Source organism: Enterocloster sp., from assembly GCF_057861365.1.
Genome location: NZ_DBMACH010000001.1, coordinates 103084 through 128508 on the forward strand (window position 1 = coordinate 103084; position 25425 = coordinate 128508).

The window sequence follows — 25425 nt, forward strand, 5'->3', positions numbered from 1 at the left end:
CAAAATACCCTGAAAGCCGTTCAGCCCTTCAGGGTATTTTGCCGTACGGGCCAGTGAGCAGGACGCCCGGTCTACAGCTACATCCTTCGTGAAAGGATCATTCTCCAGATGATAAGGAGACCGGCAAAGGCTGCCATGATGCAGAGCAGAAGCTTTACCATCAGGACGCTTACAAAGCCGGACAGGAGGATCATCACATACAGAAGGATAAACAGGGAGTATCCCGCATAGGCCCAGCTTTTAGTACCGATGGCTTGGCTGCGTTCGTCAAACTCCCGGATTTCCTGCTGCCTTCTGCGCTCCGGATCCTTCAGATAGGAACGGTTTCTTAAAATCAATAAAACTCCGGCAATGATCAGCCCTAGGCCGGTGCCGTAATAGAAGCTTGTCATGAAGCTGCGGCTTTCCGGTTCCAGATAGAGAATGGGAGACGCTCCGGCCGAAGAAGCCAGAGCCGCTGTGAGAGCGGCCGCACCTAAAATCAAAGCAGCTGCTCCAAGAAAGATCCGAAGCCTGCATCTGCGTACCAAACGGGTCTGACCGTTGTTTTTCATAGATTCTCTCATATGTCGTCCTCCTCTTCAAAAATAAAAATTTCTTCGATGGTTCGTCCGAAATACCGGGCGATCTTGTGCGCCAGTCCCAGAGAAGCGTTGTATCTTCCGTTTTCTAAAGAAATGATCGTCTGACGGGTAACGCCGACTGCTTCTGCCAGATCCTCCTGACGGATCCGTCCGGTCCGGCGCAGTTCCTGGATCCTGTTTTTCATCTGTGATCGATCCCACCCTTCTTTTTACTGACAGTATCTTTCATTAATGGTTCCACTTTTACGGATAGAGTGAAATGTAAAGCTAACTGTACAAAATAAGTATAGGAAACTTTACATAAAAAGTCAAGTTCATTTTACATTTTGTGCTTTTTTCAGATACAGTATACAAAATGTTTGGAGAAATTTTATAATTGGGTCATTGACTTTCCGACCTGTAAGTGTTTATAATTTGAAAAGTGACAATATGTCATGTTTACCATTGACTCAAGGAGGCCTTGATTTCTATGCCAACCCAGCGGTTTTTTAAATTAAAGGAAGAAAAAAGACGGCTGATTTTAGAAGCGGCGGCCCACGAATTTTCCCGTGTGCCCTATTCGGCGGCTTCGATCAATCAGATCATAAAGGAGGCGGATATTTCCCGGGGAAGCTTTTATACATATTTTGAAGATAAGGATGATCTGATGCGTTATATGCTCCGGGGAATGCGGGAGCATTTCAGAGAACGGGTGATGCTGCTCTTGAAAGAAATGGGGAGTCCTTTTGCGGTCTGTTTACAGATGGTGCGGGAGTGGATGGATAAGGGAAATGACCATATCTTTTACAAGATCCATAAAAATCTCCTGTCGGATCTGAGCGTTTCCAATCAAAATCAGATCTTTGGCTTCAGAGGATTTACATTAAAGGATGACCCTTATGAGGGTTTTATCAAAGATATTTATGAACACATGGATCGAGAGCATTATCCTATGAGCCTGGAGGCTCTTATTTACGGGGCGGATGTAGCCGCTATGGTATGTATTCGGGCGATGAGCCTTTACTGCCAGAAGCCGCAGGAAAAGGAATCTATTTTACAGGCAACCGAAACAGAGATGAGGATTTTGGAAAAAGGCGTCTGCAGTCTGCAGGCGGCAAAATAGGATGAAACGGATATAAAATCGTATTAGAGGAGAATGAATCATGAAAAATCAGAAAAGAAAGACAGCCGGCCGTCATATGGCCGCGATCACAGCTGCTATTTTGACTATGTCATTTCCCATGAACATCCTGGCGGCATCTAACCGTCCGGATGACAATACCTATCAGGCTCCGGAGGCACCGGCCCCCAATTATAATAAGGATATGAGCCCTGAATTTGCCTACACGGAGGAAAAATGGGCTTCTCTCAGGGATAACGTGATGGAGTATGGGGAGCTGAAGGATCTGATCCATGAGTATAACCCTACAGTCCGCAGCAACCGTTCTGCCTATAAGGATCAGAAGGGAAAAGACTTAAATGACGTATATGAGCAGTATATGAACGATATCGATGATATCTGGGATCAGGCAGATGCGGCTGAGGATGATGTTACCTGGGCGTCCATGCGGTTTTCCGCAGGCCTTCTCACCAAGCAGGCAGACAACAATTACCAGGATGCAGATATGGAAAAGATCCAGTATGACCAGCAGGAGACTGCTCTGGTATATCAGGCACAGCAGATGATGGTATCCTTACAGCAGGCAGAATACAATATAAAGAATCTGGAAAATACAAAGGCTCTTCTTCAGAGTCAGTATGAATTTACCAGGGCTCAGGCTGCCGCAGGCATGGCGACCCAGATAGATGTGCTTACTGCTCAGAAAAGCGTCCAGGATCAGGATACAGCCATCCTTGCTGCCCAGAAGAATAAGGAAAATGTCCACAGAAATCTCTGCCTGATGCTCGGATGGGACGCAGACGCCCAGCCGGAGATCCTTGCAGTACCGGAGCCGGATATGTCCCGTATTGATACCTTAAACCCGGATGGGGATGCCGAGGCAGCGCTTGCCAATAACTATGATGTAAGATATTACGAAAAAAAGGCAGGAAATCTTTCCAGCCAGGATCTGATCGAATCCAATCAGGCTTCCATTCAGAATGCAAAGGATACGGCTGTGCGATCCTTAAAAACGCAGTATAATACTGTACTTACGGCAAGAGATGCCCTGAATGCCGCTCAGTCTCAGCTTGCTGCTGAGCAATCCAAATTAAACAAGGCTTCTGCCAGTCTGGCAGCAGGACAGATTACAAATCTTGAGTATCAGACCACGCTGAATGCTGTAATGACAGCGGAAAGCGATGTAAATACGAAAAAGCTTCAGCTGTTAGTGGCATTAGAAGGCTATGACTGGAATGTGAAGGGCCTTACCACCTCCAATTAAGCAGGATGAAAAGGAGACGATGAACATGAAAACCACATTTTTAAAACGAACGGCAGCAGCGTCCTTAAGCGTGGTTCTGGCAGCATCTGTGCCCTTTACTGTGCTGGCAGATCAGACAGATCCAAATGTGGCCTATGAACAGGAGCAGCAGCTTCTCTCAGACGGACATCTGGATTACGGTGAGATTGAGGAACGTGTAAAAAATTATTACGGACCGATGAAAAGCGCCTATGATATGGCAAAGGGCATGGTAGAGGATCAGGCTGATATTGCTGTAAATGAACGTATTATGGCAAATGACCTTCTGTCCCAGGCGGATGTGGCAGAGGATATGGCAGAGGAACAGACCGGGATGGATCAGGCGATTTCTGCGGCAACTGCCAAAGCACTGCGCCAGTCTGCCAGACAGATGAGAAATGCGGCATCCATGATGGGTCAGTCCTTAAAAAAGACCTCATCTACGGAACGTCAGGTAGACCGCCAGGCCAATTCCCTGATCATGAATGTCCAGTCCATGATGAATCAGTATGAGCAGCTGGTCTCCCAGCGTGCCATGGCTGCAAAGGGAGTGGAACTGGCCCGGACAGCCAGAGCGCTTCAGGATACCATGCAGTCTCAGGGGATGGCGGTGGACAGCGATGTTTTATCCGCAGCGGCTTCTCTTTCCTCTGCGCAGTCCCAGCTGGCCAGTCTGGATGCGGGAATGGAGCAGATCTATAAGCTTCTCTGCAGCTTTACAGGATATGACCCTGCCTCCGGCGTTACCTTTGGAGCAATCCCCTCTGCAGATCTGGCGGCCATTGACGCCATTGACGTAAATGCAGATAAGGAAAAGGCAGTAAATAACAACTATAACCTGATCAGCTTAAGAAGCTCTACCGGAGGCGGTATGACCGATTTTCAGGCCCGTACTACAAAGACGACTACACAGACTGAAAACCGTTTAAGAAATGTAGAGTATTCAGAAAATGCAGTCCGTTCCGATATTCAGGCACTGTACGATCAGATCCTGGAAAAACGCGCTGCCTATGATGCTGCAAAAACCGCTTATGAAAGCGGAAAAATGGTCTGGGATGCGGCTCAGATCCAGAAGCAGAACGGAAGTTTAAGCCAGATCCAATACCTTCAGCAGGAACTTGCATGGCTGACCGCAGAATCAGGATACCACTGTGCAGGTCTGGAACTTCAGCAGGCAATCCAGAATTACAGATGGGCTGTAGCCGGCGCAGCTGTGAGCGTTTCATAAATACAGTTAATAATTAAAAAATCCCTTTGGGAACCGCACTGCGGCGGAGTGGGATTATGCCGCTGATGCGGCCCGCCGCAGGCGGAGAATCCCGCTTGTGGGATTCTTTTGTGTAAACAGAGAAAAAAGAATGAAAGTTATTAAGACTGCATAAAAATATAAATGACGTCATTGATTTTGTTGTGAAAAGATGCTATTATGATTTATAAGAGGAATATATTTTAAGTTAAAGGAGGAAGGTAACCTGCACGTTTTGTTTCTTGTGAATTGAGGTGAGTCTATGGTAACACGGCGTATGGACATAAGGAAAGGAGGAGTTAATCCGATTCCGATTTCTTATCTGATTCAGACAGCGAATCAGTTTGACTGCGACATCTTTGTAACCAATGAAAGTACGACAGCAAATATGAAACATTACGATGAAATGAAGAGATTAAATATGTGTGGTTTTCTTACATTCTGCTTTAAGGGAAGCGACGAGAATGCGGCAGAAAACAGGATACATACCATTTTATGGCAAAATACTAACGGATAAGTAAGGAAGTGTAGCATTTCATGCACAAGACAGAATGACAGGAGGCTGTGTGACCAGGCCTCCTGTTTTTGTGTGGTGGTGCGCCTAGCGGCACATAAAATAAAAGAAAGAGCAGGTGATATGTCAGTTTTTCCTGCTCTTTTTTGTTGCTTATTTTTTTGTTTCATTCAGATAGGATCCCGCATCTTTAAAGAAACTCCATATAATAAGAAGAATGATAAAGCTGATGGGAAAGGCTGCAATGATGGATACGGTCTGCAGGTTGTTCATGGAGTTTTCTGAAAAGATCAGAGCAATGGGAAGAAGCATCAGCGTTACAGCCCAGAAAAGCTTGATGAAGCGGTCCGGTTCCTGTTTCTCATCCAGAGAATGGTAGGAGTAGGAGGAAGCGACCATAGTTAAGGCATCAAAGCTGGTAGCGTAAAAAGCGATCATGGTAAGGGCCAGGAGAAGAAGGCCTGCTTTGGCGAAAGGCATGGTTTCAAAAACCGCCATAATTGCTTCATAGAGGTTCTGGGATTGAACATAAATTGCCATCAGATCCAGCCTTCCATGCATTTGAAGGGACAGCCCGTAATTTCCAAGAATGATAAAAGAAGTAAAGGTGCCGGACAGTCCGAAGAAATATCCACCCAAAACGGTCTGCCGTATGGTACGTCCCTGGCTGATGCTGCCGATAAAAAACGGAGTCGCCACGCACCACACCATCCAGTAGGCCCAGTAAAAAATAGTCCAGTTCTGTGGAAAGGAGGAGGTGCGCAGGGCGTCGGTCCAGGTTGCCAGAGGAATGAAATTCTGGCTCAGGTTTCCCAAAGAGGTAAGACCTGTTTCTACGATATAGCGCATTTCCCCGCCGCCAAAGAAAAAATAGGCTAAGAGGACGAAAAAAAGTCCCACACAGGAAGAAGCCAGGCGGGCCACCCCTTTCATGCCAAAGTACACGGCCATTGTATATACAATGCAGATGGCGATCAGGATCGCAATCGTAAAGGCCGGCGTTTCCGGAATCCCCGTTACACGGCTTAAAGCCATGGATAAAAGGGGCGTTGCCAGAGAAAAAGTGGTAGCTGTTCCGGCTAACAGGGCAAATACGGCAGTGAGGTCAATGATGCGTCCCAAAGCTCCATCTACCCGCTTTCCCAAAACAGGACGGCAGGCTTCGGAGTATTTCTGACGGTTCCGTTTCCGGACATGGAGCATAAAGCCAAAGGCAACAGCTAAAATGATATAAAAACTCCACGGGATCGGTCCCCAGTGAAACAGCGGGTAAACAGAGGCCCAGTCCTGCACAGAACCCATATCGGAGATATGAGGTTCTCCCGCATAGAGCATCCACTCGCAGAGGGAATAAAACAGGATATCGGCTGCCAGGCCGGCAGTAAACATCATGGAGCCCCACTGGAGATTGGAATACCGGGGGGATTTGCCGCCTAGGCGGATGGAGCCAAAACGGGAAAATGCAGCATAGAGAGAACAGAAAAGCGCTCCCAGCCCCATTAAAAGATAAAAGCTTCCAAACTGGTCTCCGAGAAAGAAGCGGATGGATCCCAGCACAGAAGAGGAGTCTTCAGGAAAGGCAATAAAAAGGATACACAAAAAAAGGATGCACAGAAAAGGAACAAGGGTGGTAAGCCAGTCCAGCCTTTTTGTAAGGTGCTTCAAAATGATAACCTCCTTTGATGATACAGGCTTGTATCGTTTTTTTGTTCAAAAATTAAGTAATATAAAGCATATTGAACATAATACCACCGCATTTTGGAAAAATCAAGAAGTTTTTCAAAAAAACTGTATGTGTATACAGAATCCTTTTTCGAATGTGTAACAATTTTGTAAGAAAAAAGGTCTGTTAAATTTTCAGTTTGTCCGTTATAATAGTAACGCTATGAACAAAGGAGGTTTTTGAAATGTTTAACTGGAAGAAAATGTCTCTGGTCCTTTTAGCGGCTGCTTCACTTTTAAGCGGATGTACCAAGAGTAATATCGTGTCTCCTGAGGGAGGTACAAGAGCCGATGACGGACAGCCTGATACAGAGATCGATAAAAATATTAAAATCGACTGGCTGGAAGTGCGGGAGGAGCTGCGGGATCAGTATCTGGAGCCATATGGTGCGTTTGCTGATTATGTGATGGATCTGGATGCACGCTATAATGAAGAAACAGGCGTTCTGACGGTACTGCTGCCTGTAACGCACCAGACAACGCCGGAGGCCGCAGTCGCTTATGCGCAGGATGTCCTGGCTACCATCGGCACTTGTGTACATACCCAGAATTTCTATTACACGGAGCCTGAGACAAACGAAGAAGGCTACACCACCGACTACGGCAGCTTTTTTGATGAGCATGATGTGCTGGTTCAGGTATTCCCTTATGATAAAGAGGGAGAGGTATCCGAGTATATTATCAATGACACCCTAAAGGCGGGAGATGTAAGAGCTCTTGAGCCTGTGAAGAAATAAGGAGGCAGACGCCATGAGAAGGATCGACCGATATTGGAAACGCTGCGCGGCCGGCATGATGGCTGCTCTTATGCTTATGACGGCGGGAGAGGGAGGTTTTACCAGCTTTGCGGCCCAGAGCCTCAATTCCCCTTCCAAGATTGTGATCAGCAATACACAGACCCAGGAAGGAAACGTTTCTGCATTACAGAGCGCACCGGTAACTACGGCAGCTTTTGGAACGGTAACTACACCGGTGACAGACGCATCCTCCTACTTTGGAGCCGGACGCATGACCATGCTGGCAAACCATGACACAAGAGCCCAGCAGCTGGCTGTAATTATCGAAAATGGAGCTGGCGGACTGATCGTGGTAGACGGAGGCTGGCAGGAAAACAGTGCCTATGTATTGGATCAGATCAAGCAGAGGGGCGGTCATGTGGCGGCATGGCTGCTTACCCATCCGGATTCCGATCATGTGGGAGCGCTGGCAGATATTCTTTATAACCACAGCAGTGAGATTACTATTGACGGTATTTATTATTCCTTTTTAGAGGACAGCTGGTATGCCGAGAAGGAGCCGGCGGTGGCTGCCATGGTATCTCATTTAAAGGGAGCCTTTCAGAAGGTAGACCCATCTGTTCTTCACGGAAATATTGCGGCAGGACAGGTGATCGAGGCAGGCCCTGCCAAAATCCAGGTATTAAACCAGGCATATGCGGCAAATAATGACTTTGTCAATAACAGCAGCGTGGCCTACCTTGTATCCTTAAATGGTACGAATGTCGTATTTTTAGGCGATATGGCCAGATCCGGCGGTGAAAACCTGATGGCCAATGTAGATCTGGGGGCATTAAACTGTACCATGGTACAGATGGCTCACCACGGTCAGAACGGTGTTGACTACGAAGTTTACAAGGCGCTCCGTCCATCTGTATGTCTGTGGCCCACACCTCAGTGGCTTTGGGATAATGATAACGGCGGCGGAACGGGAACCGGACCGTGGAAAACCCAGGAAACCCGTAACTGGATGGTCCGTTTGGGCGTAAAGACCTATTTCTGTACAAAGGACGGAGATCAGGTAATTGAGTAGGCGAATAGGGATATTCACATTCTGTTCATAATTCATTCAAAAAGGTTTTACACAATGAACATTTTTTCTTCATCTTTCATGGGTATACTTTAATCATAGATGAGAGAGAAACATTCATCTATCCCCAATATGCTTACAAGATTTTTTTCATAATACTCGAGCTGATAAGTGATTATCAGCTCTCCTCCCTTTTAATAATACTTTTTTCCAGAAAGAGCGTATCATCATCCGGTGATGCGCTTTTTCTGTTATACCGAAGCCTGGATCCTGAGTGCGTCTTTTTCCAGGTTTTGGGGAGAGAGATTTCCCTGGATAAAAACAGAAGGGCAGTCAGATTGGGAAAGGCCATCAGGCCGTTCCAGAGGTCGGAAAAAAGCCAGACTGCTTCAGACTGTATGATCCCTCCGGCTAAAATTGCAGATAAAAAGCACAGAGGATAGAGAAAACGGGAAAAGAGGGCAGGAAGGGAGCAGCGGATCGTAAGATAGGTGAGCGCCTGCTTTCCAAGGTAAAACCATGCTATCACAGTAGCAAAGGCAAATACTGCCATGGAGGCGCTGATAAAGGCTTCTCCCAGATTTCCCAGATGGCACTTAAAGGCCCAGGCGGCCAGGGCAGAGCCTTCATAGGGAAGAGAAGCCAGCCCCGGTGACGCAGCTTCTGCCATACAGAGGATGACAAGGGCAGTGAGCGTGCAGAGGATCACGGTGTCGAAAAACACCTCAAACATGGCCCACATCCCCTGTTTTTCAGGCGTTGTGTGTTCGGCGGGGCCGTGGAGCACGGCCAGAGTTCCAAGGCCGGCCTCGTTGGAAAATACCCCTCTGGCAATACCGTACCGCACGCTGCGGCTGATGAGAAAGCCTCCTGCTCCTCCTGCGGCAGCCCGTATATGAAAAGCAGAGTCGAAAATATCCTTTAATACGCCGGGAAGGACAGGAAGAGAGGAAAGGATCACGGTGAGGGAAAAGAGGACATAGATTGCAGCGGCTGCCGGGACGAGACGCTCTGCTGTACTTCCGATGCTCCGGATCCCTCCCCGGATGACGGCTCTTGTAAGGAGCGTGAAGCACACAGCCGGGAGCCAGAGAGGAAGGTTAAAGGTAAAGGACAGGGCAGTAACAGCAGAGTTCGCCTGGACCATGCTCCCCATGCCAAGGGCGCACATAACGCAGAGTATGCTGTAGAGAACGGCCATAAAAGGGACATTAAGCCCGTGCTCCATATAGAGAAAGGGGCCGCACAGGAAGCGGCCGTCCGGTTCGCGGAGCCGGAAGCGGATCCCCAGACAGGTTTCCCCATAGGCCGTGATCATACCGATAAAAGCAGAAACCCACATCCAGAACAGGGCGCCGGGGCCTCCGGCAGTAAGTGCAGTAGCAACACCGGCAATATTTCCTGTTCCAACGGTAGCAGCCAGGGCCGTGCATACAGACTGGAACTGGCTGATGGTTTCCGGGGAATCTTCATCTGGCGTCCTTTCGTTTGTCGCGTTGTTTTTTTTACCCCGGATGATGCTTCCGGCGGTGGCATCCCACCAGAAGGAAAATCCCCGGAACTGAAAAAAACGGCATTTTACCGTGAGAAATAATCCTGTTCCCAGAAAGATAAGAAGCGTCCATGGTCCCCAGACCATCCCGTGCAGCAGCTTGAGCCATTTCATAACAAAACCTCCAAGAGATATACCCAAAAACAGACTCCGGGTGTTTTAAACAGGCTTTATACTGTGTATTCAGAGCGGGGGAAAAGTATGACAGGAAGAAAATGGAGCAGATTTCCGCCTCGCATTTCCAAATAGAGTGTGATAGAATAAGAGTAACAGCAAAAACTACTGCCCCACAGGCAGAAAAGAGGTGTCTCATGCCGGGATTTACAACCCATTATATATTAGGAATGAAGGCATATAATGACCTTCCTGCCAACTATCTTAAGTTTGTCATTACAAAGTACCGCTGGCTGTATCAGCTGGGACTTCAGGGGCCGGATATGTTTTTTTACAATCTCCCTATCCTGCGCCACAGAGACCACAGAAATGTAGGCTCCTATATGCACGAGCATCGTGTAAATGATTTTTTCCGCTGCGCCTTTGACCGCCTTTCCAGGATTGAATCCAAGCAGCAGAAGGAAGAGGGAATGGCTTTTCTGTGCGGTTTTATCTGTCATTATATTGGAGATTCCATCTGCCATCCTTATGTCTATGGACGGATCGGCTATGATGTACAGAATCCGGGGGGATACTACCATGGCCTTCATGCCAAGCTGGAAAATGATATTGACGCCCTTCTTCTGAAAAAATATAAAAAGAAAAAGCCCTCCCAGTTTAATCAGGCAGCCACGATCTGTCTCAATGGGATGGAAACACAGTTTATTTCCGTATTCCTTTCCGATTGTATCAATGATGCGTTTTACCGTCTGAGCAGCAAAAATCATTATCAGGTAACAGCAGGAATGATCCACCGGTCGATTCTGGCCATGCGCTTTGGCTGCCGCACGCTGGCCGATCCCAACAGCCGGAAAAAGGACCGGATTGAGTTTTTTGAGTCGCTGTTCCTTAAAAATCCCATTGCTTCCAGCAAAATGGTTACAGACGTGGTAGAGGATCCGGTTTGGAGTTTAAATCTGCGTCATGAAATCTGGTGCAATCCCTGGGACAGGAGCATTGCCTCCAGAGCGTCTGTGCCGGATCTGCTGCGACGGTGTCTTGGGAAACTGAGTACGATCTTCTATATGATCAATGAGATCATAGAGGGGTCAAAGGTTCTTCGTCCGGTGGCATTTGAACGGCTTTTGACAGAACTTGGAAATTATTCCTACCACAGCGGCCTGCCATGCAATGATTAAAAACAATGTCAACCATAAAATACAATTGGTTGACAATTGGGACATCCTGTGATATACCATTCCTGTAAGATAAAACAGGTTCCGTTTCAGGCAGATGAAATATCTAAAACGGAACCGGAAAAAGGAGTGGATGGAAATGGATTCAGTTTCTGCAAAAAAATCGAAAAAAATAAGACATAACACTGCTTTTACGACAAGAGAAATGGTATTGGCGGGAATGTTTGCAGCTGTTCTGGCAGTCATCTCCCAGCTGTCAATCCCTACGCCCGCAGGTGTTCCGGTGACGATCCAGGTATTTGGAGTGGCTCTTGTAGGGGCGGTTCTGGGATGGAAGCTGGGACTTTGTTCGGTACTGGTTTATATCCTGATCGGGGCAGCGGGGCTTCCGGTGTTTGCTAATTTTGGCGGCGGCATCCGGTCGCTTATAGGGCTTACGGGAGGTTATATCTGGGCCTGGCCGGTGATGGCGGTGCTTTGCGGGATCCGTCCAGGACTCAAAAACCGGATTTCGGATCTGGCGGTGAGGATTTTGCTCTCTCTTATCGGTCTGGCGGCGGTGGAACTGATCGGCGGTCTCCAATGGGCAGCTCTTTCAGGAGACATGACCACAGGCGCTGTATTTGCCTACTCTATGGTGGCTTTTGTGCCAAAGGATATTGTGATCACCATATTGGGAGTTATTGTAAGCGAGCCGGTAAAACAGATGACTGACAGGATAGGGTAGGCAGAAGGGAAGCGAGCTGTTTTAAAAGTTCCGGTTCATTCCGGTTTTCTTCGGTGATCCGCAGGACGGTCACATCAGGCCTTTGGGCAATTTCCTGCAAAAAGGGAGAGGGGGCCTCCTGAAGAACACCAAGAACGGGAACAGGACCGTCCAGGACTTTAAGAATCATCTGACGAAACCGGACTGCTTCTGCTTCATGGGGGCCCAGTTCATCCATGAGGATCAGATCCTTTTGAAGAAAATCAGACAGCGCATTACAGCCCAGGCGGTCAAACCGTCTGGGCGTTTCATTTGATGAAAGCGGCGAAGACGTGCCGCAGATAAAGAGAAGGTTGGTTTCATCCGGATCTGCAGGGACAGCGGCGGGAAGAAGATGGACAGAAAAGCCGGTTTTTAAATATTCACAGGTACGCAGAGTAAAAAAGCCGCCGATCTGTCCGTCAAACGAGCGTAGTGTTTTTTTTAAAAGGGTGGATTTTCCCACCTGTTTTGCACCGGTTAAAAATACATGGTGTGTCATTGGTTTGTTACCTCCCAGAGAAGACGTCCATAGCAGGAGTCGGTGATTTCCGTTATGGTGCCATCTGTTTCAGTATGATCGGTTAGCCAGGTCATGACAGCGTTTCTGTTTGCATCAGTACGATCGTCAGGCAAAAACATTTTTTCCATAAGGAAATCCAGATATTCCTCATCCGGAACGATCTGTTTTTCACTGTGTCTTGGTTCATAACTGGTTTCTGGTTTGTATCCCATAAGAAACAGCATATTAAAAGCGGCATAAAACCATCGGCCGCTATTTTCATGCCTCATGGCTTTTTCGGGAAAGACTTCGTTCATAATCTGTTCCATGAGCCGGTTTTTGCGGTACAGATGGGAAATGCAGCAGCAACGACCCCGGCTCATTTCCATGGCCTTTAAAAGCTGGCTGTGGCTGCGGACTGCGGGGGTTAAGGAAACGAATACCAGATCGAAAGCCCGTTTGAAGCCTTCTTTTTTCAAATCCAGAGTATCAAAATCACAAAGATGGAACTGGAGATTGGTAAGTCCCAGGCTTTTGGCATATTCTTTTCCCTGAGCGATCATTTCACCGGAAATGTCCAAGGCTGTGACAAAGCGGACTCTGGAAGCGAAGGCAGCTGCAAAGCGGCCCGGTCCGCAGCCGATATCCGCCACTGAGAAATCTTTTTTCAGAAGCCCATGGTTCTCCAGAAAAAGGAAATCTTTTTCCAGACGCTCATCCGTTTTTCGATTGTTTTTTCGCTCATGAGCCCAGGAACGGGCTCGGCGGTCCCAGATATTGGGAGAAGGCTCAGTCTCCTTTTCCATTAAAGAGATAAAATAGGCCAGATCATTCAAGAGAAGTCCGCTCCTTTCCGACAGGTGCTTTTACGGGCATACAGATGGTTCGGGAACGTCCATACCTGTCTTTTACAGTTACAACATCCATTTCAATGCCATAAACGGCCTGAAGATTTTCGGGAGTAATTACCTCTTCGGGAGAGCCGAAAGCGGCCACAGAGCCTTGCTTCATCATAAGCACCCTGGTACCGGCAGAGGCGGGATGTTCGGGACTGTGTGTAGACATAATGATACAGTAGCCCCTGGAAGCAAGATCCTTGATCACATCCATAAGGAGCTGCTGGTTGGCGTAATCCAAGCTGGCAGAGGGCTCGTCCATCACAAGGATTTTAGCAGACTGGCAGATCGCACGGGCGATCAGCGCCAGCTGGCGCTGTCCTCCGCTGAGGGAGGTGTATTTTTTATTGGCAAGCTCCAGGGCATTGACCTTATAAAGAGCCTCAAAGGCTGCATCACGATCGACAGCCTTAGGACTGTCAAAGGCAGAAAAATGGGAGGCACGGCCCATGAGCACCACATCCAGCACGGTATAGGAAAAGACGGGAGAATGGTACTGTGGAATATAGGCGATACGGTTTGCAAGCTCTCTGGGGGAAAGCTTTAAATGATCCTGTCCGTCTATGAGGATACGGCCTCCGGAAAGAGGAATTGACCCCATTATCAGACGGAACAGAGTGGTTTTTCCGCAGCCATTGGGGCCGGCCAGACAGAGAATGTCTCCTTCGTCTGCTTCGCAGCTTACATTTTTTACAATATCGCCTTTCCCATATCCGCCGGAAACATTCTGCAGTTGTAAAAGCATGGTCGTTTACTCCTTTTTCTGAATGATAAGAGATACAAAAAAGGGCGCTCCCATAATAGAAGTTACAACGCCCAGGGGCAGTTCCATGGAAAGAAGGGAACGGGCCAGATCATCCATGAGAACCAGATAGGTGGCTCCCAGCATGGCGCTGGCAGGAATCAGACGGCCGTAGTCGGCTCCGACCAAAGCCCGTGCCATATGGGGGATCATCAGTCCGACCCAGCCGATGAGGCCGCCCAGACAAACGGAGGCAGCGCTGAGGAGCGTAGAAGCAGCAATGAGGATCAGACGGTAAAGACGGATATTGATCCCAAGGCTTTTGGCTTCCTCTTCATCCAGAGTGAGGAGATTGATGCGCCAGCGCAGAAGAAAGATGATGACCAGTCCCGCAGACATGGGGATCAGGCTCCATAAAAAGGAGCGGGTATCGGTTTTTGTAAGGCTCCCCATGAGCCAGAAGGTGATCTGCTGAAGCACATCATTGGGATCTGCCACATATTTGATCATGGTTACACCTGCATTGCACAGCGCCATGATCATGGAGCCGGTGAGAACCAGGCTGAGGGTTATGGAATGGACGGATCTGCGGCTGATCAGATAAGAGGCAGCGACCGCTGCGGTGCCGCCTGCAAAGGCGGAAAGCTGTATAAGCCAGTTAGAGGCGCCGAAAAGGATTGCAAAAGCGGCTCCCAGACTGGCTCCGGAGGAGACTCCCAAGATGTCGGGGGAGACTAAAGGATTGCGGAACATTCCCTGATAGGCTGCGCCCGCTGTGGACAGCGAGGCTCCGATAAAGACTGCGGACAGAATCCGGGGAAGACGAATATTCCAGAAAATGGTAACGGCCTGGGGAAGGATTTCTCCCTCATACCCGAACCGGGATAAAAATGCCGTTACGACCTGAGAGGGGGACAGGGGATAGTAGCCCACCCAGAAGGATAAAAGGACTGCGGTAAATAGAAAGATAAGCAGTCCGGTGATAAGAAGGCCATACCGCCTTCTCTGGGCCGCTTCCTGCTTTACTTCGAAATGATGATTCAACATGGACGTTTCCGCCTTTCCTGATGCTTGACAAAAAAAATTTGCCGTGCTAGTATGAAAATACCGTTATATTTTATAAAAAAGTACGATATTTAAAAATATAACGCATAAAGATCAGAATGTCAATTAAGAGGAGAGGAAAAATGGGACGAGGAAAAAAGATTTTACCGGCAGTGATGGCGCTTACCCTGGCTGCGGGAAGCATTACAGGATGTTCTGCTTCTTCTGCAAAAACAGAAACGGCTAAAGAAAGCATGCAGAGCCAGGCTGAAACGAAAACAGCTGAACAGAGCACTCAGGCAGAGAAAACATCTGAGGCAGCCTATGCGGCGGGAGAGCGGGAGATAACGGATATGGCAGGCCGCACGGTTGTGGTGCCGGATGAAATTGAAACGGTATTCTCTTCCAGTACTGTAACGGCTATTTTTATGTATACGCTGGCTCCGGATAAGCTTCTTGGCTGGAATTATGAGCTGAATGAGCTGGAAAAGAGCATTATTTTGGAAGAATATCACGATCTTCCTAATTTTGGAATGGGCGATTCCATCAATTATGAAGCGGTTATTGCAGCAGACCCCACCATTGCAGTCAATGTGGGAACCATCAATGATAAGATGATATCAGACTGCGATAAGCTGTCAAAGAGTCTGGGAGTTCCGGTTGTGGCTGTGGACGGAAATCTGTCGGCTTCCGCAGAAGCTTACCGCTTTATGGGAGAACTGCTGGGGGAGGAGGAACAGGCCGAAAAGCTCGCTTCCTATGCGGAAAAGACCTTTGCAGATATTGAAAAAATGGAGGTTCCTGAGGACAAAAAGGTACGTATTTATTATGGAAACGGAGAGGATTCCCTGGAGACCGCTCCGGCCGGCTCTGCTCACGGACAGATCATCGATATGGTAAATGCAGTCAATGTGGCAGATCTGGAAATGGGAGAAGGCTCCAGAGTGCAGATTTCTGCCGAGCAGCTTCTTGCCTGGGATCCGGATGTAATTGTGGTAAACGGAGAGCCAAAGGCGGATACGAGCGGCGCTTCGGCTGCTGAGGCAATTCTGGCCAATCCGGATTACGCATCTTTAAAGGCAGTGCAGGATCAGCAGGTATACGGTACGCCAAATACGCCCTTTAGCTGGATGGACCGTCCTATGGGGCCAAACCGTATTGTGGGAATCCGCTGGCTGTCCGGCCTCATCTATCCGGAGTATCTGAATTACAATGTGGATGAAGAAGTAAAGGAATTCTTTGATCTGTTCTACCATGTACAGCTTACAGATGAGAAACTGGAAAATATTTACAGTGGAACGGTATAAAAACGTATTTGACAGAAAATAAAAAAGTCCCTTCCGGTTTTCGTCACAGGACAGAGCGGAAGGGACTTTTTTGCTGATGGCATGAATCAGTCAAACATGTTTTTTATTATTTCAAATACACCGGCAGACTGTAAAAACAGCATAGCCATGATGATCGGAGTCACATACCGGATCATAAAGGCATACATTTTTTTGCGCTTAAAGGTATGTCCGCTGGCTTCCATTTCCTCGCAGATCCACGTCGGCCTGATGATCCAGCCTACAAAGATGCAGGTGAGGAGGGAAATGAATGGCATGAGAAAGCTGTTGCTGATATAGTCCATCAGATCCAGAAGCTGGGCGGATGCTCCGTTTGGCAGCTTCATTTCAAAGTAGAATACGTTATAGCCCATACAGATGATCACGGAGGCTGCCGCAGAGAGTAGTGCGATCACAAGGCTGGTTTTTTTTCGTGTGGAGTGGAAAATCTCCATACAGTTTGCAACCAGTGTTTCCAGAATGGATACAGAGGAGGTAAGAGCCGCAAACACAACCATAAGGAAAAATATCATTCCAAGGACTCCGCCCAGGGGTCCCATGGCTTCAAATACCTTGGGAAGGGATACGAACATCAGGCTGGGACCGGAGGCCATTCCTTCTGTGCCGAAAAATACATAGACCGCAGGGATGATCATAAGTCCGGCCAGAAATGCAACCGTTGTATCGAAAATCTCAATCTGGCTTAAGGATTTGCTTAGGTTTACATCCTTTTTTACATAGGAGCCGTAGGTGATCATGATTCCCATAGAAACACTTAAGGAAAAGAACAGCTGGCTCATGGCATCCAGAAGGATTTCCAAAAATCTGGCAGGAGTAACTCCGTCAAGATTCGGCATAATGTAGACTGTCAGTCCCTGAAGGCCGGTCCGCTCTGTTCCGTCTGCTCCGGTACTGCTTAATGTGAGGGAAAAAAGGCCGATCCCGATAATCATTAAGAGCAGTCCCGGCATGACGATCCGGGAAAATTTTTCAATGCCCTTTTCTACCCCGCGGTATACGACCAGTGCGGTAAAACATAAAAAGATCAGCATGAAAACCACAGGTGATACGGGTGAGGTGATAAAGTCTGTAAAATATCCGTCCTGGGCGGCTGCCTTTCCCGCTCCGGTAAGATAGACAGCCAGATACTTTAAAATCCATCCGCCGATGACGGAGTAATAGGTCATGATAATGGCCGGAACGCAGAAGGTAAGATAACCTAAAAAGCTCCATTTTTTCTGCATTTTCCCAAAGGCGTGAAGGGCGTTTGTCTTGGTGCGCCGTCCGATGGCCACATCTGTGACAAGAAGGGTAAAGCCGAAGGTAAGTACCAGCGCCAGATAGATGATCAGGAATAGTCCGCCTCCGTCCTTGGCGGCCAGATAGGGGAACCGCCAGATATTTCCTACTCCTACTGCGCTTCCTGCTGCTGCCAGCACAAAGCCTAAGGAGCCTGTAAAGCTGCTTTTTTTCTTTGCTTCCATGTTTTGAATACCTCGTTGTCTTGTTGGATTGTAAAAGGGGCCAAATCTGTTTTGACCCAAACAGTATGATTATATCGGTTTGCAGAGAAAAAGCAACCGCCGAAAAGTTTCGTTAAATGAGAAAATATAATATAAAAATTGAATATAACTAGAAAAATACCGGAAAAAGAGGTATAATAGCGGAAATATAGTTGGATAAAATGTAAAATGTATATTTATATGAAACATTTCCCTATTTACCGGGAGAAGGGAGGATAAATACAGATGGGGAGGAAAAAAGGGTGGAGCAGGTGAATCTGTACGTGGGAGCACAGATCCGCAGATACAGAAAAAACAGACAGATGACGCTGCAGCAGCTGGCTGACAGGATCCATAAGAGCCGGGCCAGTGTGAGTAAGTATGAGACGGGAGAGGTTTCTCTGGATATTGTCACGCTGACCGAGATTGCCAGAGTTCTGGAGGTACAGCCGGGGCAGCTGGTGGATCTTCCGGTTCAGGAAGAGGAGGGGGCCAGGCTCCCTTCCGCAAACAGCGGGATCAGCCCGTTTTTTCAGGCGAGACGGCTGTATTTCTATTTTTATGACGGCCGTTATAAACGGCTGAAGGACGGGATCATCGATATCCGGGAAACGAAAGAGGCGGGGAGTTATGAGGCAGATCTGTCGGTGAGTGCTGTCAATCCCTCCGGGCGCAGCAGCAAGCTGTATTACACCGGAAAGGTGATCTACAGTGATATGCTGATCCGTTTTTCGTTTGTAAACCGCTATAATCCTCTGGAGGAGGATCTGCTTTATATTTTTAACCCCTTAGAGCTGCGCGATTCAACGGACGGCCTTCTGTGCGGGATTTCCAGTGCAGATCTTATGCCCTGCGCGTTTAAATGCCTGGTGACGCTGCATCCTCAGGAGCACACAGAGGAGTTTAAAAAGCGCCTTTTGATCACAAGAAGGGAACTGCAGCAGTGGCAGAAACTGAATATGCTGATGGTAGATAATATTGGATAGGAATTTGTTATATGGAGAGAGGAGATATATGAAATTTTCGACCATACATCACATTGCGATCATTGTTTCCGATTATGAAAAATCAAGAGATTTTTATGTAAATAAGCTGGGATTTTCCGTGATACGGGAGAATTACCGGCCGGACAGAGGAGACTGGAAGCTGGATCTTCGGATCAATGACACTACAGAACTGGAAATTTTTGGAGTATCAAATCCTCCCAAACGAGTGACCAGACCGGAGGCAGCCGGACTGCGCCATCTGGCCTTTTATACGGAGGATATAGAGAAAGATGTGAAAGAGCTGAAGGAAAAGGGGATTTTTGTGGAATCCATCCGGCTGGATGAGTTTACGGGAAAGAAAATGACATTTTTTGCAGATCCTGACGGGCTTCCTCTGGAGCTGCATGAATAGAGAAGTGAATTTTTTCCTTGCAAAATACGCTTTGTTTGCAGTATCATAGAAACGGATTTTGCAGTACAGAGCATGAGCATTTCAAATGAAACGTAAATTTGATTTAGCCTGGAAGGAAGTGAAAACGTGTTCGAACGGAACGCATTTTTAAGAGCTTATAATATTGATGAGGCGGATTTTAAGGCAGCCAATGTCCCATGGGAGGAGCTGGCTGCTATTTATGATGACTATTTGTCCATTGAGGGGAAATTAAGGGGAATCGGAAAGGAGTTTGTAAATGATTACCTCTATGATATCGAACGGGCGGGAATCCATTCCTATCGTTACCGCACGAAAAGCCCGGGCCATCTGCTGGAAAAGATTATCCGCAAGCGCAGCGAGCACCCGGGGAGATTTGATCATATTGACCGGACTAATTATCACAAGTATGTTACCGATCTGATCGGAATCCGCGTATTTTTTCTGTACCGGGAGGACTGGATTTATTTTCATAATTATATTACAACGGTGTTTGAAAATGATCCTGAGAACTATGTAGAGGATCGTATCCGGGATTTTGACGAGGATCCGGAGCATTTTTACATTGCCGAACGGCCAAAGGTTTACCGGAGAAACGGAGATACCCGGATTTACGATGAAGAGCTGATCGACATTAAATCGGATGGAATTTACCGGTCGCTTCATTATATTATCAAATACAGGGGCTACTATGTGGAGATCCAGGGAAGAACCCTGTTTGAAGAGGGGTGGAGTGAGATCGATCACGATATCGTATATCCCTATTTTAAAGATGATGAAATGTTAAAGGATTTTTCCACGCTGTTAAACCGCCTGTCCGGAATGGCAGATGAAATGAGCTCCTATTTCCGCCGGATGAAGAGCGTCCGGGAAGAGCCGGGGAAGAACCGGAAGGAGAGACGGGCTCTTACAGGCGGCGGAAATATCTGGACGGAGCAGGAGGAACGTGAGAGAAAATAGGGGCCGGATTGTCTTGTTTTGGTTTTATCTGCCGGATTCCAGCCGGCGGATCAGGGAGTCAAGAATGTGTCTCCAGAAGACATGAAAGGCAGGATTTTTTCCAAAGCAGCGGACCAGGACTGGGCTGACGGCATAGTATAATCGTATAAAGATACGTCCGGCAGGAGTTTTCTTCATATGTTCGTCTCTGAAACGGCGAAGGAGCCGGACCTGAGGGCAGTCATAGGAGCCATAGACGCAGGTTGCGATGTAGCAGCCTTCCTTTTGGGAGGCGGGCTGCGTCTGTTTGTTGGCGGAGGTCTGAGGCTGCTTTGATGCAGCGTGGCTGGATGAAGCAGCAGATGCTCCCGGCAGAGGCGATTCTAAAACCGGCTGTGCAGTCTCTTCGTGTACAGGGGCAAAGTGGTGGATACGCTCAACGGGAAGAGAAGCAAGGGTTTGTGTGATTTTCTTTTTTATATACTCTTCATTTACGCCGTAGGAGGTCCACAGGTTGATCAAGGGGATTCCGGCTTCTTCACAGATGCAGGCCACCTTTTTGTCCCGTTCCCTCCGCTCAGGCAGCCGGTGGGTCTGGTCATTGATCTCTATTACAAGAAGAGGCCGGTATGACAGATCTGTAATGATGAGATCTACATTTCGAAAGAGCTCATTCTGATATTTGGCCCCATCCGTTCTTCTGATAAATGAGGCCAGATTGGCCTGAGCCTGGATCAGGCAGGTATCGGGAAGAAAGGATTTAATACAGTTTAAGTATGCCGTCTCAGTTTTCGTCACAAGAGATGGTTTTGCTTCATATAAAAATGAAAGCTCCGCTTCGGAGGAGGTCCGGGATGCCTGGAAGCCTTCTTCACAGTGGCAGGGGGAGCCGGCAGAGTGCCAGCTTCCGCATTTGACGCATTTTATGATCTCACCAGCTTCCCGTTTGGCATAGCAGGTCCTGCATAAGGGATAGCTTCCGCTTTCACTGCCGCATATTTTACATTTCATAGGCACAGCCCTCCTTATATTTTATAAGAAAATTTTACCACAGTCGGGAAAAAACTGCCAGATCAGGGGAAAAAACTTGAGAAAATATCTTGCTATTTAATCCTCCATCCTTTATAATGTGTGTGTACCAAAGATAAAAGGAGATTGTACTTTCAATGTACAATCTCTTTCGATTTATAAGGAAATAACAGATAGAGGAGATAATCTCATGGCAAGAGAGATGATTATTGTTTTAGACTTTGGCGGCCAGTATAACCAGCTGATTGCCCGCCGTGTCCGTGAATGTAATGTTTACTGCGAGGTACATCCCTATAACATGAGTCTGGATCAGATTCGGGAGATGAATCCCAAGGGAATCATTTTTACCGGCGGTCCCGATGTGGTATTTGAGGATGGAGCACCCCGCTGCTCTAAGGAGATTTTTGAACTGGGTATTCCGGTTCTGGGAATCTGCTATGGCGCTCAGCTGATGAGCTACCTGTTGGACGGCGTTGTTAAAAAAGCCGTTGTAAGCGAATATGGACATACAGAAGTAGACGTGGATACAGCCTCTCAGCTTTTTGACGGTGTATCTCCCAAAACCGTCTGCTGGATGAGCCACGGCGTATATATTGCTGAGGTTCCTGCCGGTTTCCGCATCACTGCTCATACAGAGTCCTGTCCGGTAGCAGGTATGGAGTGTGCCGAGAAGAATTTCTATGCAGTTCAGTTCCATCCTGAGGTCGTTCACACGAAAGAAGGCACAAAGATGCTTTCCAACTTTGTATATAATGTCTGCGGCTGCTCCGGCGACTGGAAAATGGATTCCTTCGTAGATACGACAATCAAGGCTCTTCGGGAAAAAATCGGTTCCGGTAAGGTACTCTGCGCTCTTTCCGGCGGCGTTGATTCCTCTGTTGCGGCTGTTATGCTTTCCAAGGCCATTGGAAAGCAGCTGACCTGTGTTTTCGTAGACCACGGTCTGCTCCGTAAAAACGAAGGCGACGAGGTAGAAGCGGTATTCGGTCCCGAAGGTCCTTATGACTTAAACTTCATCCGCGTGAATGCACAGGAGCGTTTTTACGAGAGATTAAAGGGCGTGGAGGAGCCTGAGGCAAAGCGCAAGATCATTGGCGAGGAATTTATCCGCGTATTTGAGGAAGAAGCCAAAAAGATCGGAGCAGTGGACTATCTGGTTCAGGGAACCATTTACCCCGATGTGATTGAGTCCGGACTTGGAAAGTCCGCAGTGATCAAATCCCATCATAACGTAGGCGGCCTTCCGGAGCACGTTGATTTCAAGGAGCTGGTAGAGCCCTTAAGACTGCTCTTTAAGGATGAGGTACGCAAGGCAGGACTGGAGCTTGGCATTCCTGAAAATCTGGTATTCCGTCAGCCATTCCCCGGCCCCGGTCTGGGCGTGCGCATCATCGGAGAGGTAACGGCAGACAAGGTGCGGATCGTACAGGACGCTGACGCTATCTACCGTGAGGAGATTGCAAAGGCAGGAGCAGACAAGAATCTGGGCCAGTACTTCGCCGCCCTTACCAATATGCGCTCCGTTGGCTGCATGGGAGATGAAAGAACCTATGACTACGCCATCGCCCTCCGTGCCGTGCTCACAAGCGATTTCATGACCGCAGAGTCCGCACAGATCCCCTGGGAAGTCCTGGCAAAGGTCACCAGCAGGATTGTAAATGAGGTCAAAGGCGTGAACCGCGTGCTGTATGACTGTACGGGGAAGCCGCCGGCGACGATTGAGTTTGAATAATAAGCAAATCCCGAGAACCCTTGAAAATAAAGGGCTCCCGGGAATTTTTCCATCCTCGTGATGTTAATGTGATGTTAAAACTTCTATTTTCCACCTATTCCATACAGTTTGCTGTATTTCGGAATCGTTGTATCAACCATAAACTGATCAAGATTTTTTAAGCTTCCCTGCGACAATTCACAAGATGATATGGCATCAGAGTACATGGCCATAATAAGATCTTTGAGAGTTGCCGAAGGTTTAAAAGAAGAAATAGTCTGTATAATTGCATCCCCAAAAGCTATCAAATCCAGATACGTTTCCAGTTTATATCCGTAAACCATTTCTGATTCAATATCAATCCCATATTTTATAAAGATGTTTTTGTTGTTTTTTCGTATATGTTCGTTTCCTTGCTGCTCAGCCGTTGTCAGAGCGTGTTGGCTGATCTGGCCAAGCGGCGAACCAGGTACCATATCTACAACAATGCCATCGTCTTCATTTTCGGCGACGGATGAAGCCTCCTGTTCCTTTTTAATAACAACTTCTATTCGTTGCGCTAACTCCCTGTCTGTTCCGGGATAAAGGTGTGAATAAGTATCCCATGTGGTTTTTATTGAATCGTGTCCGAGGCGGCGGGAGATCTCTTCGATTGCAAACCCCATATTAACCAGCATGGCCACATGGCTGTGTCTCAGATCATGAACTCTTATCTCTTTGTCTCCAGAACGCTTGATCATCCTTTTGAATTCGCTGTAAAGTCCGCCCTTTTTGAAATAGAATATACGTTCTTCTGGTTCAAGGCACATACTGTCTATGAATTCAAGAACTTCTGCATGTATAGAATCTGGTATTGTGATTTTCCGTATGCTCCGCTTTGTCTTTGGAGTTAAAAAATATTCAATACCATCTACTACGGCATAGTTCTTATTTACATCTACAATTGCGGTATCTCGTGGAAAATCTTCCGGTGTAAGCGCAAGCAGCTCCCCCTCCCTCATGCCGCTGTAAAAAAGCAGCTTGAAAGCAACTATATAAGACGGTTTCTGTTCAAACTGCATAACGTGCTCAAATTCTTCTTTGGTCCAGAAATTCATTTCTTCAGCCCGGCTTTTCCCGATGCTTCCTGCGACATAACATGGATTTATTCCAAGTTTGTAGTATTTGACTGCATAGTTAAACACAGCCGAAAGCTGTGAGTTTATTGAGTGCAGATATGTTTCGGCATAAGCCTCACCTTTTTCATTACGATAATCAATTAAGCTATTCTGCCACCTTCTAACAAGATCTGCATCAATGTCGCATATCTGCATTTTCCCAAAGTAAGGAAGCAGCTTTGTTTCGACAATATATTTCTTACCCTTTAATGTTGTCGGCTTCAGTCTGGATTCCATATCTTCCATATAATTTCCGGCCAAAGAGGAAAAGAGGATTGTTGGGCTTTTGGAATACTTATCCAAGAACAGCCGTTCATACTCTTTGGCAGCTCCTTTTGTATCAAATCCACGTTTGCATTTATGCTTTTTTTCGCCGAGCCAGTCTGTATAGTAAAAATTTGCATACCATTTTGTTTTCCCGTCCTTTGTTTGATATTTATATGCAGGCATAACATTTCTCCTTGTTGCATAGTATTTGACAAACGGGAATGTATTGGATATAATGTACTTAACAAGGGAATCGTTGGTCAGTGTACACCTGACCGCCGGTAAAATGTGTAACTATAAAAATAGCGCCTTATCTTACCAGGACAGGGGCGCTATTTTTTGTGCTTCATTATCGTTACGACAAGGGTAATTACAGCACAAAGCATGATGACAAAAGTAAACAAGTCACTGTATGTAACCATAAGCACCAGCCTCCTTTCTTTCGTCCGGCGGCTGTATAGCACCTCAACGGTTCCCCGGTTAAGTACATTATATATTCCTATCTGTCTTTCAGTTTTTCCAAATCTCCCATGAGCATTCGTTTCCCGCTTTTTGACATTCCCCTGTAATAAAGAATAATATCTTGCTCTTCCTCGGAGGATATGATTGTCTGAAACGGGACGGCGCCGATCAAGAAATCAATAGAAGTGTTTAGCACTTTAGAGATCTTGGCCAACACGTCTATATTTGGAGTTATTGCTCCGCTTAAAATTTCCAGAGCAGTTTGTACGGATATTTCTACACGGTTCGCTAGATCTTCCGGAGACATATTCGCATCCTGCATCAGATCAGAGATACGTGATCCGATGCAAGGCATCCTCGTTTCCGGATCAAGCGCAATCCACTGAGATTTTGATTTTCCCAATAAATAATCTGAAGGAACATGGAAAAATTCTGCTATCTTATTTAAAACCTGTGCGGACGGATTTGTATATCCTCTTTCAATGTTTGAAATTACCTGTCCTGAGCACCCGGCATACTCACCGAGCTGCAACTGGGTGGCCCCGGATTCTATCCGCAATTCCTTTATCTTTTCTCCAATATTACTCATACAAC

The 25425-nt window shown here is 47.2% G+C and carries 25 protein-coding genes; 13 read left to right on the top strand and 12 right to left on the bottom strand.

Going from position 1 to position 25425, the window contains the following annotated elements; genetic code table 11:
• Positions 1–77: 77 nt before the first annotated feature.
• Positions 78–566, bottom strand: a complete 489-nt coding sequence (locus ACZM6M_RS00495) for a hypothetical protein (RefSeq protein ID WP_337932289.1) — start codon at positions 564–566, stop codon at positions 78–80.
• Positions 563–769, bottom strand: a complete 207-nt coding sequence (locus ACZM6M_RS00500) for a helix-turn-helix transcriptional regulator (protein ID WP_317438860.1) — start codon at positions 767–769, stop codon at positions 563–565. The genes ACZM6M_RS00495 and ACZM6M_RS00500 overlap by 4 nt, the downstream gene beginning before the upstream one ends.
• A 284-nt stretch (positions 770–1053) precedes the next feature.
• Here ACZM6M_RS00500 and ACZM6M_RS00505 point away from each other — a divergent pair, with 284 nt between their 5' ends.
• From ACZM6M_RS00505 to ACZM6M_RS00520, 4 genes are all read left to right on the top strand, one after another.
• Positions 1054–1686, top strand: a complete 633-nt coding sequence (locus ACZM6M_RS00505) for a TetR/AcrR family transcriptional regulator (RefSeq protein ID WP_066545985.1) — start codon at positions 1054–1056, stop codon at positions 1684–1686.
• A gap of 40 nt (positions 1687–1726) precedes the next feature.
• Positions 1727–2947, top strand: coding sequence for a TolC family protein (locus tag ACZM6M_RS00510; RefSeq protein WP_489489344.1), 1221 nt, complete (start codon positions 1727–1729; stop codon positions 2945–2947).
• A 25-nt stretch (positions 2948–2972) separates the two neighbouring features.
• The gene (locus tag ACZM6M_RS00515) at positions 2973–4193 is read left to right on the top strand and encodes a TolC family protein (RefSeq protein ID WP_489489345.1); all 1221 of its coding nucleotides are present in this window, start codon (positions 2973–2975) and stop codon (positions 4191–4193) included.
• Positions 4194–4488: 295 nt separating this feature from the next.
• The gene (locus ACZM6M_RS00520) at positions 4489–4728 is read left to right on the top strand and encodes an HPr family phosphocarrier protein (RefSeq protein ID WP_489489346.1); all 240 of its coding nucleotides are present in this window, start codon (positions 4489–4491) and stop codon (positions 4726–4728) included.
• A gap of 150 nt (positions 4729–4878) precedes the next feature.
• On the opposite strand, the gene ACZM6M_RS00525 is transcribed toward ACZM6M_RS00520, so the two are convergent.
• Positions 4879–6390 (bottom strand): BCCT family transporter, encoded by a 1512-nt coding sequence (locus tag ACZM6M_RS00525; protein ID WP_242962966.1) that lies wholly within the window; start codon positions 6388–6390, stop codon positions 4879–4881.
• Between the two features lie 242 nt (positions 6391–6632).
• Between ACZM6M_RS00525 and ACZM6M_RS00530 the strand changes: the two genes are divergently transcribed.
• Complete coding sequence (locus tag ACZM6M_RS00530; RefSeq protein ID WP_340276473.1) at positions 6633–7184, top strand: hypothetical protein; 552 nt, start codon at positions 6633–6635, stop codon at positions 7182–7184.
• Positions 7185–7197: 13 nt separating this feature from the next.
• Positions 7198–8256, top strand: coding sequence for a ComEC/Rec2 family competence protein (locus tag ACZM6M_RS00535; protein ID WP_489489348.1), 1059 nt, complete (start codon positions 7198–7200; stop codon positions 8254–8256).
• Positions 8257–8431: 175 nt separating this feature from the next.
• Here ACZM6M_RS00535 and ACZM6M_RS00540 read toward each other — a convergent pair whose 3' ends face one another.
• A complete protein-coding gene (locus tag ACZM6M_RS00540) occupies positions 8432–9919 on the bottom strand; it encodes an alanine/glycine:cation symporter family protein (RefSeq protein WP_489489350.1) in 1488 nt (495 codons plus the stop codon).
• Positions 9920–10116: 197 nt separating this feature from the next.
• On the opposite strand from ACZM6M_RS00540, the gene ACZM6M_RS00545 reads away from it, so the two are divergent.
• Complete coding sequence (locus ACZM6M_RS00545) at positions 10117–11097, top strand: zinc dependent phospholipase C family protein (protein ID WP_066546002.1); 981 nt, start codon at positions 10117–10119, stop codon at positions 11095–11097.
• Positions 11098–11233: 136 nt separating this feature from the next.
• Positions 11234–11821 (top strand): biotin transporter BioY, encoded by a 588-nt coding sequence (locus ACZM6M_RS00550; protein ID WP_407407263.1) that lies wholly within the window; start codon positions 11234–11236, stop codon positions 11819–11821.
• Here ACZM6M_RS00550 and ACZM6M_RS00555 read toward each other — a convergent pair.
• From ACZM6M_RS00555 to ACZM6M_RS00570, 4 genes are read right to left on the bottom strand one after another with little or no spacing between them, the layout of a single operon-like run.
• Positions 11775–12341 (bottom strand): nucleoside-triphosphatase, encoded by a 567-nt coding sequence (locus tag ACZM6M_RS00555; RefSeq protein WP_337433559.1) that lies wholly within the window; start codon positions 12339–12341, stop codon positions 11775–11777. The two genes, ACZM6M_RS00550 and ACZM6M_RS00555, sit on opposite strands and share 47 nt — an antisense overlap.
• Positions 12338–13177, bottom strand: a complete 840-nt coding sequence (locus ACZM6M_RS00560; protein ID WP_484076317.1) for a class I SAM-dependent methyltransferase — start codon at positions 13175–13177, stop codon at positions 12338–12340. Before ACZM6M_RS00560 ends, ACZM6M_RS00555 begins: the two co-directional genes overlap by 4 nt.
• Positions 13170–13982, bottom strand: a complete 813-nt coding sequence (locus tag ACZM6M_RS00565; RefSeq protein WP_483201703.1) for an ABC transporter ATP-binding protein — start codon at positions 13980–13982, stop codon at positions 13170–13172. The genes ACZM6M_RS00560 and ACZM6M_RS00565 overlap by 8 nt, the downstream gene beginning before the upstream one ends.
• A 6-nt stretch (positions 13983–13988) precedes the next feature.
• Positions 13989–15026, bottom strand: coding sequence for a FecCD family ABC transporter permease (locus ACZM6M_RS00570; RefSeq protein ID WP_337932308.1), 1038 nt, complete (start codon positions 15024–15026; stop codon positions 13989–13991).
• A gap of 140 nt (positions 15027–15166) precedes the next feature.
• On the opposite strand from ACZM6M_RS00570, the gene ACZM6M_RS00575 reads away from it, so the two are divergent.
• Positions 15167–16330, top strand: a complete 1164-nt coding sequence (locus ACZM6M_RS00575; RefSeq protein ID WP_484076316.1) for an ABC transporter substrate-binding protein — start codon at positions 15167–15169, stop codon at positions 16328–16330.
• 86 nt (positions 16331–16416) lie between these two features.
• On the opposite strand, the gene ACZM6M_RS00580 is transcribed toward ACZM6M_RS00575, so the two are convergent.
• Positions 16417–17832: a sodium-dependent transporter gene (locus ACZM6M_RS00580; protein ID WP_484076315.1), complete on the bottom strand. Its 1416-nt coding sequence runs from the start codon at positions 17830–17832 to the stop codon at positions 16417–16419.
• Positions 17833–18113: 281 nt separating this feature from the next.
• Between ACZM6M_RS00580 and ACZM6M_RS00585 the strand changes: the two genes are divergently transcribed.
• The 3 genes from ACZM6M_RS00585 (at position 18114) to ACZM6M_RS00595 (ending at position 20226) form a co-directional block, all read left to right on the top strand.
• The gene (locus ACZM6M_RS00585) at positions 18114–18836 is read left to right on the top strand and encodes a helix-turn-helix domain-containing protein (protein ID WP_296035777.1); all 723 of its coding nucleotides are present in this window, start codon (positions 18114–18116) and stop codon (positions 18834–18836) included.
• 28 nt (positions 18837–18864) lie between these two features.
• The gene (gloA2, locus tag ACZM6M_RS00590) at positions 18865–19248 is read left to right on the top strand and encodes an SMU1112c/YaeR family gloxylase I-like metalloprotein (protein WP_417045267.1); all 384 of its coding nucleotides are present in this window, start codon (positions 18865–18867) and stop codon (positions 19246–19248) included.
• A gap of 126 nt (positions 19249–19374) precedes the next feature.
• Entirely contained in the window at positions 19375–20226 is an 852-nt protein-coding gene (locus tag ACZM6M_RS00595) for a GTP pyrophosphokinase (protein ID WP_417045268.1), read from the top strand.
• A gap of 24 nt (positions 20227–20250) precedes the next feature.
• Here the strand turns inward: ACZM6M_RS00595 and ACZM6M_RS00600 are convergent, their stop codons facing one another.
• A complete protein-coding gene (locus ACZM6M_RS00600; protein WP_417045269.1) occupies positions 20251–21216 on the bottom strand; it encodes a CFI-box-CTERM domain-containing protein in 966 nt (321 codons plus the stop codon).
• Positions 21217–21424: 208 nt separating this feature from the next.
• Between ACZM6M_RS00600 and guaA the strand changes: the two genes are divergently transcribed.
• On the top strand, positions 21425–22966 hold the full coding sequence (guaA, locus tag ACZM6M_RS00605; RefSeq protein ID WP_066546037.1) for a glutamine-hydrolyzing GMP synthase: 1542 nt from the start codon (positions 21425–21427) through the stop codon (positions 22964–22966).
• Between the two features lie 83 nt (positions 22967–23049).
• Here guaA and ACZM6M_RS00610 read toward each other — a convergent pair whose 3' ends face one another.
• Together ACZM6M_RS00610 and ACZM6M_RS00615 are read right to left on the bottom strand one after the other, a co-directional pair.
• Positions 23050–24552 (bottom strand): site-specific integrase, encoded by a 1503-nt coding sequence (locus tag ACZM6M_RS00610; protein WP_268802960.1) that lies wholly within the window; start codon positions 24550–24552, stop codon positions 23050–23052.
• 316 nt (positions 24553–24868) lie between these two features.
• The gene (locus ACZM6M_RS00615; protein WP_268802961.1) at positions 24869–25420 is read right to left on the bottom strand and encodes a helix-turn-helix domain-containing protein; all 552 of its coding nucleotides are present in this window, start codon (positions 25418–25420) and stop codon (positions 24869–24871) included.
• Between the last annotated feature and the right edge of the window lie 5 nt (positions 25421–25425).

What these genes read in the sequence shown, in the direction of transcription:
- ACZM6M_RS00535 (WP_489489348.1), top strand. Translation starts at nt 7,198, where the DNA reads ATGAGAAGGATCGACCGATATTGGAAACGCTGCGCGGCCGGCATGATG.
- ACZM6M_RS00580 (WP_484076315.1), bottom strand. Translation starts at nt 17,832, where the DNA reads ATGGAAGCAAAGAAAAAAAGCAGCTTTACAGGCTCCTTAGGCTTTGTG.
- ACZM6M_RS00600 (WP_417045269.1), bottom strand. Translation starts at nt 21,216, where the DNA reads ATGAAATGTAAAATATGCGGCAGTGAAAGCGGAAGCTATCCCTTATGC.
- ACZM6M_RS00555 (WP_337433559.1), bottom strand. Translation starts at nt 12,341, where the DNA reads ATGACACACCATGTATTTTTAACCGGTGCAAAACAGGTGGGAAAATCC.
- ACZM6M_RS00570 (WP_337932308.1), bottom strand. Translation starts at nt 15,026, where the DNA reads ATGTTGAATCATCATTTCGAAGTAAAGCAGGAAGCGGCCCAGAGAAGG.
- ACZM6M_RS00505 (WP_066545985.1), top strand. Translation starts at nt 1,054, where the DNA reads ATGCCAACCCAGCGGTTTTTTAAATTAAAGGAAGAAAAAAGACGGCTG.
- ACZM6M_RS00530 (WP_340276473.1), top strand. Translation starts at nt 6,633, where the DNA reads ATGTTTAACTGGAAGAAAATGTCTCTGGTCCTTTTAGCGGCTGCTTCA.
- ACZM6M_RS00565 (WP_483201703.1), bottom strand. Translation starts at nt 13,982, where the DNA reads ATGCTTTTACAACTGCAGAATGTTTCCGGCGGATATGGGAAAGGCGAT.
- ACZM6M_RS00515 (WP_489489345.1), top strand. Translation starts at nt 2,973, where the DNA reads ATGAAAACCACATTTTTAAAACGAACGGCAGCAGCGTCCTTAAGCGTG.
- guaA (WP_066546037.1), top strand. Translation starts at nt 21,425, where the DNA reads ATGGCAAGAGAGATGATTATTGTTTTAGACTTTGGCGGCCAGTATAAC.
- ACZM6M_RS00550 (WP_407407263.1), top strand. Translation starts at nt 11,234, where the DNA reads ATGGATTCAGTTTCTGCAAAAAAATCGAAAAAAATAAGACATAACACT.
- ACZM6M_RS00495 (WP_337932289.1), bottom strand. Translation starts at nt 566, where the DNA reads ATGAGAGAATCTATGAAAAACAACGGTCAGACCCGTTTGGTACGCAGA.
- ACZM6M_RS00500 (WP_317438860.1), bottom strand. Translation starts at nt 769, where the DNA reads ATGAAAAACAGGATCCAGGAACTGCGCCGGACCGGACGGATCCGTCAG.
- ACZM6M_RS00610 (WP_268802960.1), bottom strand. Translation starts at nt 24,552, where the DNA reads ATGCCTGCATATAAATATCAAACAAAGGACGGGAAAACAAAATGGTAT.
- gloA2 (WP_417045267.1), top strand. Translation starts at nt 18,865, where the DNA reads ATGAAATTTTCGACCATACATCACATTGCGATCATTGTTTCCGATTAT.
- ACZM6M_RS00510 (WP_489489344.1), top strand. Translation starts at nt 1,727, where the DNA reads ATGAAAAATCAGAAAAGAAAGACAGCCGGCCGTCATATGGCCGCGATC.
- ACZM6M_RS00540 (WP_489489350.1), bottom strand. Translation starts at nt 9,919, where the DNA reads ATGAAATGGCTCAAGCTGCTGCACGGGATGGTCTGGGGACCATGGACG.
- ACZM6M_RS00520 (WP_489489346.1), top strand. Translation starts at nt 4,489, where the DNA reads ATGGACATAAGGAAAGGAGGAGTTAATCCGATTCCGATTTCTTATCTG.
- ACZM6M_RS00575 (WP_484076316.1), top strand. Translation starts at nt 15,167, where the DNA reads ATGGGACGAGGAAAAAAGATTTTACCGGCAGTGATGGCGCTTACCCTG.
- ACZM6M_RS00615 (WP_268802961.1), bottom strand. Translation starts at nt 25,420, where the DNA reads ATGAGTAATATTGGAGAAAAGATAAAGGAATTGCGGATAGAATCCGGG.
- ACZM6M_RS00545 (WP_066546002.1), top strand. Translation starts at nt 10,117, where the DNA reads ATGCCGGGATTTACAACCCATTATATATTAGGAATGAAGGCATATAAT.